We start from the raw sequence: 5,671 nt of genomic DNA, 5'->3' as shown, positions 1-5,671 counted from the left end.
ATCCTCAACATGTATCCGCGCAAGGGCCTGATCGCGCCCGGCGCCGACGCCGACATCGCGGTCTGGGACCCGAAGGCGATGAAGACGATCTCGGCCAAGAACCAGGTCTCGGTGATCGACTACAACGTTTTCGAGGGCATGAAGGTTACGGGCCTGCCCCGCTACACGCTATCGCGCGGCGAGGTCGTGTTCCGCGACGGACGAGTGCAGGCGGAAATCGGCCGCGGCCGGTTCATCGGCCGTCAGCCGTTCCCGGCGGATGCCCGCGCGCTCAGGCGCTACAAGGACTTCACCGCGCCCCGCGCGGTGGCGCGCTGAGAGACGCGCGAAGATGGAGACGGCGGCCATCCCCAAACCGGCCGCGGACGGCGTCGGAGCGACGCCGACGCCCGAGCCCGCGATCGAGATCAGCGACGTCTCGCTGCGCTTCGAAACGCGCGACGGGCCAGTGCACGCGCTCAGCCATGTGAATCTCAAGGTGGCGCGCGGCGAGTTCGTCTCGTTCATTGGCCCCTCGGGCTGCGGCAAGACCACGCTCTTGCGCGCCGTCGCCGATCTCGAGTCGGCGACCGAGGGCGACATCCGCGTCGACGGCATGAGCGCGGAGGAGGCGCGCCTGAAGCGCGCCTATGGCTACGTGTTCCAGGCGCCGGCGCTCTATCCCTGGCGGACGGTGGCGCGCAATATCGCGCTGCCGCTCGAGATCATGGGCTTCTCCAAGGCCGAACGCGAAGAGCGAGTGAAGAGGGGCCTCGAGCTCGTCAACCTCACCGGGTTCGGCAACAAGTTCCCCTGGCAATTGTCAGGCGGCATGCAGCAACGCGCCTCGATCGCCCGCGCCCTCTCGCTCGACCCCGACATCTTGCTGATGGACGAGCCGTTCGGAGCGCTCGACGAGATCGTGCGCGACATGCTGAACCAGCAGCTCCTGACCTTGTGGGAGGTGACCGGCAAGACGGTGCTGTTCGTCACCCACTCGATCCCCGAGGCGGTGTTCCTGTCGACGCACATCGTCGTCATGTCGCCACGTCCCGGACGAATTACCGACGTGATTGCGTGCAACTTTCCCCGGGACCGTCAACTGGAGATCCGCGAAACGCCCGAATTTTTGGCGATCGCAAATCGCGTCCGGCACGGCCTGCGAGCAGGGCACTCCTATGATGCGTAGGCGGGTCCGCCTTGGCGTCGGAGCGCGGGCGCCTTCCCTTCGACGCGTCGGGGCGATGCGCGCTCTTGCGGGCTTTGTCCTCGGCGTTTCGACTGTCGCCGCCGCCGCGCCGGGCGCGTTCGCGCTCGACTTTCCAAGCGCCGCGAAAATCGCGCCCGCGTGCGTTGCGCGGGTCAACACGGCCGCCCTGCGGGCGATGAACAGGACCAACCCGCTCGGGCAGATGCAGATCTATGGGCCGCCCACGGTGTTCAATCCTCACCTCTTGCGGGTCGAGGTCAACGTGATCGGCGCCCGGACCGAGATCTACGCCGTCGACCTTGCGATCGACGACGCGTGCAACGTTCTCTCCGCAAGCACGCGGCTCGAATCGAACGAATGGCCGGTCCGGTGAATGCGGCGATCCCCATCGCAGCCCCCTGCGTGACGGCGGTCTCCGTCATGCTGGGCATCGCCGCGCCTGGCCTGGCGGGGATCGCCAGAAGGCACGTGGAGGCGGTGAGCGGCGTCAGGAGACACGTCGAGGTGGCGCGGCACGGCAGGGGCCGCGTCGAGGTCGCGGGCGTCGTCGGCAGGCCCTTCGACTGCACCGCCGTCCTGAACGCCACGGCTCTGAGAGCAATGGGGCAAACCGGTCCGCTGGGGCAGATGCAGATCTACGGCGATCCTATGGCTTTCGGACCGAACCTCCGGCGGGTCGAGGTCGACGTGTTCGGCGGCGGCGGGGGACAGTACGACGTCGACATCACGATCGACGACGACTGCCACGTGCTTTCCGTGACCCCGCGGCTGGCGTCGAACGGCCCGCCATGAAATCCATCCTCCCAATCACAACCGTCGTCCTCGCCGTCCTCGCGATCTGGTATGCCTTCGCGGTCTGGATGAACGCGCCGCTGCAGCGCGACGCCTACACGAACGCCGGCCGCGCGGACTACTCGACGCAAGATCTGATCGTCGCTTCGCTCAATATGGAGCGGCCGAAGCTGCCCGGGCCGCATCAGGTCGCCGCCGAGATGATTAAGCTCATCGTCGCGACTCCGCCGACCTCGAAGCGCAGCCTCGTCTATCACGCCCTGATCACGCTCGAGGAGACGCTGATCGGCTTCGTCATCGGCGCCGCGCTCGGCATCGGCCTTGCGGTCGTGATCGTGTCGGTGCGTTGGCTCGACCGCTCCCTCACACCCTGGCTGGTCGCCTCGCAGACCGTGCCGATCATCGCGCTCGCCCCGATGATCGTCGTGATCCTCAACCAGTTCAACATCACCGGAATCGCGCCGAAGGCCGCCATCGCCGCCTATCTGTCGTTCTTCCCGGTGACGGTCGGCATGGTGAAGGGCTTCCGTTCGCCCGACCCGCTTCAACTCGACCTGATGCGCACCTATTCCGCGTCGCAAGGCCAGACGTTCGTCAAGCTGCGCGCGCCCGCGAGCGCTCCGTACTTCTTCGCCAGCATGAAGATCGGCGCGGCCGCGGCCCTCGTCGGCGCGATCGTCGCCGAAGTCACCAAGAGCGAGGACGGCGGTCTCGGCGCCCGCCTGCTCGCCGGGTCCTACTATGGCCAGACGGTGCAGATCTGGGCCGCCCTGTTCGCCGCTGCGGCGCTGTCGGCGGCGCTGGTCGGGATCATCGGCCTCATGGGGCGGCTCGCCGAGCACCGCATGGGGTTCGTCCGATGATCGACCGCCGCATGGCCGACCTCGTGCCGCCGTTCCTGTTCGGCCTCGTGGTGCTGGCGCTGTGGGAGCTCGTCGTGCGGGCCGCGCATGTCCCGGCCATCATTCTGCCGACGCCGTCGGCCATCGCGCTGCGGTTCTTCACCTCGATCCCGACGCTGGCGGCGGACTTCTGGCAGACGATCAAGGGCTTGCTTATGGGCTACGCGGTCGGCTCGGGCGCGGGGCTTGTCGTCGCCGTCCTCGTCGACCGCTCGCTCTTCCTGCAGCGCGGCCTGTTGCCGCTCGGCAACCTGGTTTCGGCGCTGCCGATCGTCGGGATCGCCCCGATCATGGTCATGTGGTTCGGCTTCGACTGGCCGTCGAAGGCGGCCGTCGTCGTGGTGATGACCTTCTTCCCGATGCTGGTGAATGCGGTCGCCGGGCTCGAGAGCGCAAGCGCCATGGAAAAGGACCTGATGAAGACCTATGCGGCGAGCTATTGGCAGACGCTCGTCGCGCTGCGCCTGCCCGCCGCGCTGCCGTTTGTCTTCAACGCCCTCAAGATCAACACGACGCTAGCTATGATCGGCGCGATCGTGGCCGAGTTCTTCGGCACGCCGACGGTCGGCATGGGCTTCCGCATCTCGACCGAAGTCGGCCACCTCGGCATCGACATGGTGTGGGCGACGATTCTCGTCGCGGCGCTGGCCGGCTCGCTGTTCTATGCGCTCGTGGCCTTGATCGAACGCCGTGTGACGTTCTGGCACGCCTCTTTCCGGGCGAGAGAGGCATGAGCTTCGCGCCGCGGGGAGGTGCGCGGCGATGGGGAAGATGCGGTTCAAAAAGCGGAGGTTGAAAAATGAAGAACACGCTCACGGGTCTGATCAGCATGGTGGCGATGCTCGCGGCGGGCGCGGCGCACGCCGACGACAAGGTGACGCTGCAGCTCAAGTGGGTCACGCAGGCGCAATTCGCCGGCTATTACGTCGCCAAAGACAAGGGCTTCTACAAGCAGGAGGGTCTCGGCGTCACGATCAAGCCGGGCGGACCGGACGTGGCGCCCGAGCAGGTGCTGGCAGGCGGGGGCGCCGACGTCGTCGTCGACTGGATGCCGGCCGCGCTCGCCGCGCGCGAGAAGGGCGCGCCGATGGTCAACATCGCCCAGCCGTTCAAGCACTCGGGCCTCGAGCTCACCTGCCGCGCCGACACCGGCATCAAGACCCCGGCCGACCTCAAGGACCGCACGCTCGGCGTCTGGTTCTACGGCAATGAATATCCGTTCCTGAACTGGATGAGCAAGCTCGGCTTCAAGACCGACGGCTCGCCGGGCGGCGTCAAGGTGGTCAAGCAGGGGTTCAACGTCGACCCGCTCATTCAGAAGCAGGCCGACTGCATCTCGACGATGACCTACAACGAATACTGGCAGGTCATCGACGCCGGCTACAAGCCCGAGCAGCTCGTCGTCTTCAAGTACGAGGACCAGGGCGTCTCGACCCTCGAGGACGGCCTTTACGTGATGGAGGACAAGCTCAAGGACCCGGCGTTCGTCGACAAGATGGCGCGCTTCGTCAAGGCCTCAATGGAGGGGTGGAAATACGCCCAGGAACATCCCGACGAAGCGGTGAAGATCGTGCTCGACAACGATTCGACCGGCGCCCAGACCGAGCACCACCAGACGCAGATGCTAAGCGAGATCAACAAGCTCACTGCAGGGTCCGACGGCAGGCTCGACAAGGCCGACTACGAGCGCACGGTGAAGACGCTGCTGACCGGCGGCTCCGACCCCGTCATCTCGAAGGAGCCCGTCGGCGCTTACACCACCGCCGTGACCGACAAGGCGCTCGGGAAGTAGACGGCGCGTCTTCCTTCGTTTAGGAAAGACGACCTATCGCCCGTTTAGGAAAGGTGATCTATCGCCGCGAGTGGCCCAACGAGCCGCTCGCGGTCTGGGTTGCGAGGCTCGGCTTGGCGCATCGGATCGTTCCAAACCCAAACCCGCTCAAGCGGAACAGACCGGAAAACATCGTCCGAGACCTTGTTCATGTAGCTCACGGCGCAAGCCGTTCCTACGGCCCATGCCCATTGACGGCGCCGGCCAATGCGCAGGTCATCACAGGCGGCTCTTCCATGGCCGGATTGCTTGGCCCCGACCTCGGTGATGGGCAGAGGCGGGGCACCCCGACAAACTCAACGAGCCTTCAGCCCCTCATGGGCCTTCTGAACGGCAACAGTCCTAAGAGCTGGGTCGCCGGGCACCTGCTCAACGCGGAGTTCGGAGGCAGCGGAAACGCAGTTGAAAACCTGACGCCGCTGACGTCGGCGGCCAACAACGCCCACAAGACCTTCGAAAATCATATCAAGAGAATGCTGTTGCTGTGCAAGGGGCTAGACGACCAGTATCCTGCGGCGTCCGACTGGTATGGTGTCCGATACCGAGTGGATGTGTCTACGGACACGTACGCTGACCCGGCCACCATCAACGTCGGGAATATGTACAGTTATGCCTATTCGCACATCGAGGTCGAGTACGAGTTCGTTATAGCGGGAATCCTCGGACATCCGAAAAATCGTTTGACCGAATCAGCGGGATCGATTCCAGTCGCTTGGTGAAAACGGACCGCAATTTCCTCCGCCCGGCGGATCGGACCGACCTGGTGAAGATCGCCAGGGATGGGCTGGAGGAGCATCGCATCGCTCGCCGGGCGAACGCCATTCTTCTGCTCGACAAGGGTTGGTCCTACGCCGAGGTCGCCGAGGCGCTGCTCGTCGACGATTCGACCATCCGCGACTGGCTCAAGGCCTTCAACGAAGGTGGAGTCGAAGAACTCGTCCTGTTCGATCTCAAGGG

Annotated in this window: 8 protein-coding genes and 1 pseudogene; all 9 read left to right on the top strand. The window is 65.4% G+C overall.

The genetic code is table 11. The annotated features are described in order from the left end of the window. Positions 1-318 (top strand): annotated as a pseudogene (locus tag ACLP25_RS24600) (dihydropyrimidinase); the annotation flags it as partial. 13 nt (positions 319-331) lie between these two features. Then, a complete protein-coding gene (locus ACLP25_RS24595) occupies positions 332-1,168 on the top strand; it encodes an ABC transporter ATP-binding protein (RefSeq protein ID WP_442471748.1) in 837 nt (278 codons plus the stop codon). Positions 1,169-1,223: 55 nt separating this feature from the next. Then, complete coding sequence (locus ACLP25_RS24590) at positions 1,224-1,562, top strand: hypothetical protein (RefSeq protein ID WP_442471747.1); 339 nt, start codon at positions 1,224-1,226, stop codon at positions 1,560-1,562. After that, positions 1,547-1,981: a hypothetical protein gene (locus ACLP25_RS24585; protein WP_442471746.1), complete on the top strand. Its 435-nt coding sequence runs from the start codon at positions 1,547-1,549 to the stop codon at positions 1,979-1,981. Before ACLP25_RS24590 ends, ACLP25_RS24585 begins: the two co-directional genes overlap by 16 nt. After that, positions 1,978-2,844, top strand: a complete 867-nt coding sequence (locus ACLP25_RS24580) for an ABC transporter permease (RefSeq protein ID WP_442471745.1) — start codon at positions 1,978-1,980, stop codon at positions 2,842-2,844. Before ACLP25_RS24585 ends, ACLP25_RS24580 begins: the two co-directional genes overlap by 4 nt. After that, positions 2,841-3,617 (top strand): ABC transporter permease, encoded by a 777-nt coding sequence (locus tag ACLP25_RS24575; protein ID WP_442471744.1) that lies wholly within the window; start codon positions 2,841-2,843, stop codon positions 3,615-3,617. Before ACLP25_RS24580 ends, ACLP25_RS24575 begins: the two co-directional genes overlap by 4 nt. 65 nt (positions 3,618-3,682) lie before the next feature. Then, positions 3,683-4,675: an ABC transporter substrate-binding protein gene (locus ACLP25_RS24570; RefSeq protein WP_442471743.1), complete on the top strand. Its 993-nt coding sequence runs from the start codon at positions 3,683-3,685 to the stop codon at positions 4,673-4,675. 53 nt (positions 4,676-4,728) lie between these two features. Next, positions 4,729-5,433: a hypothetical protein gene (locus ACLP25_RS24565; protein ID WP_442471742.1), complete on the top strand. Its 705-nt coding sequence runs from the start codon at positions 4,729-4,731 to the stop codon at positions 5,431-5,433. Beyond that, positions 5,430-5,671 (top strand): helix-turn-helix domain-containing protein (locus ACLP25_RS24560; RefSeq protein ID WP_442471741.1); only part of this gene is annotated, 242 nt, incomplete at its 3' end. The genes ACLP25_RS24565 and ACLP25_RS24560, both read left to right, overlap by 4 nt.

Source organism: Roseiarcus sp. (genome assembly GCF_052145395.1).
Classification (GTDB): domain Bacteria; phylum Pseudomonadota; class Alphaproteobacteria; order Rhizobiales; family Beijerinckiaceae; genus Roseiarcus.
Note: the sequence above shows the minus strand (reverse complement) of the source record. Positions and strands in the feature narration are given on the sequence as shown.

Coding starts and splice junctions, on each gene's coding strand:
- ACLP25_RS24595 (WP_442471748.1), top strand. CDS start 332: ATGGAGACGGCGGCCATCCCCAAACCGGCCGCGGACGGCGTCGGAGCG.
- ACLP25_RS24590 (WP_442471747.1), top strand. CDS start 1,224: ATGCGCGCTCTTGCGGGCTTTGTCCTCGGCGTTTCGACTGTCGCCGCC.
- ACLP25_RS24585 (WP_442471746.1), top strand. CDS start 1,547: ATGGCCGGTCCGGTGAATGCGGCGATCCCCATCGCAGCCCCCTGCGTG.
- ACLP25_RS24580 (WP_442471745.1), top strand. CDS start 1,978: ATGAAATCCATCCTCCCAATCACAACCGTCGTCCTCGCCGTCCTCGCG.
- ACLP25_RS24575 (WP_442471744.1), top strand. CDS start 2,841: ATGATCGACCGCCGCATGGCCGACCTCGTGCCGCCGTTCCTGTTCGGC.
- ACLP25_RS24570 (WP_442471743.1), top strand. CDS start 3,683: ATGAAGAACACGCTCACGGGTCTGATCAGCATGGTGGCGATGCTCGCG.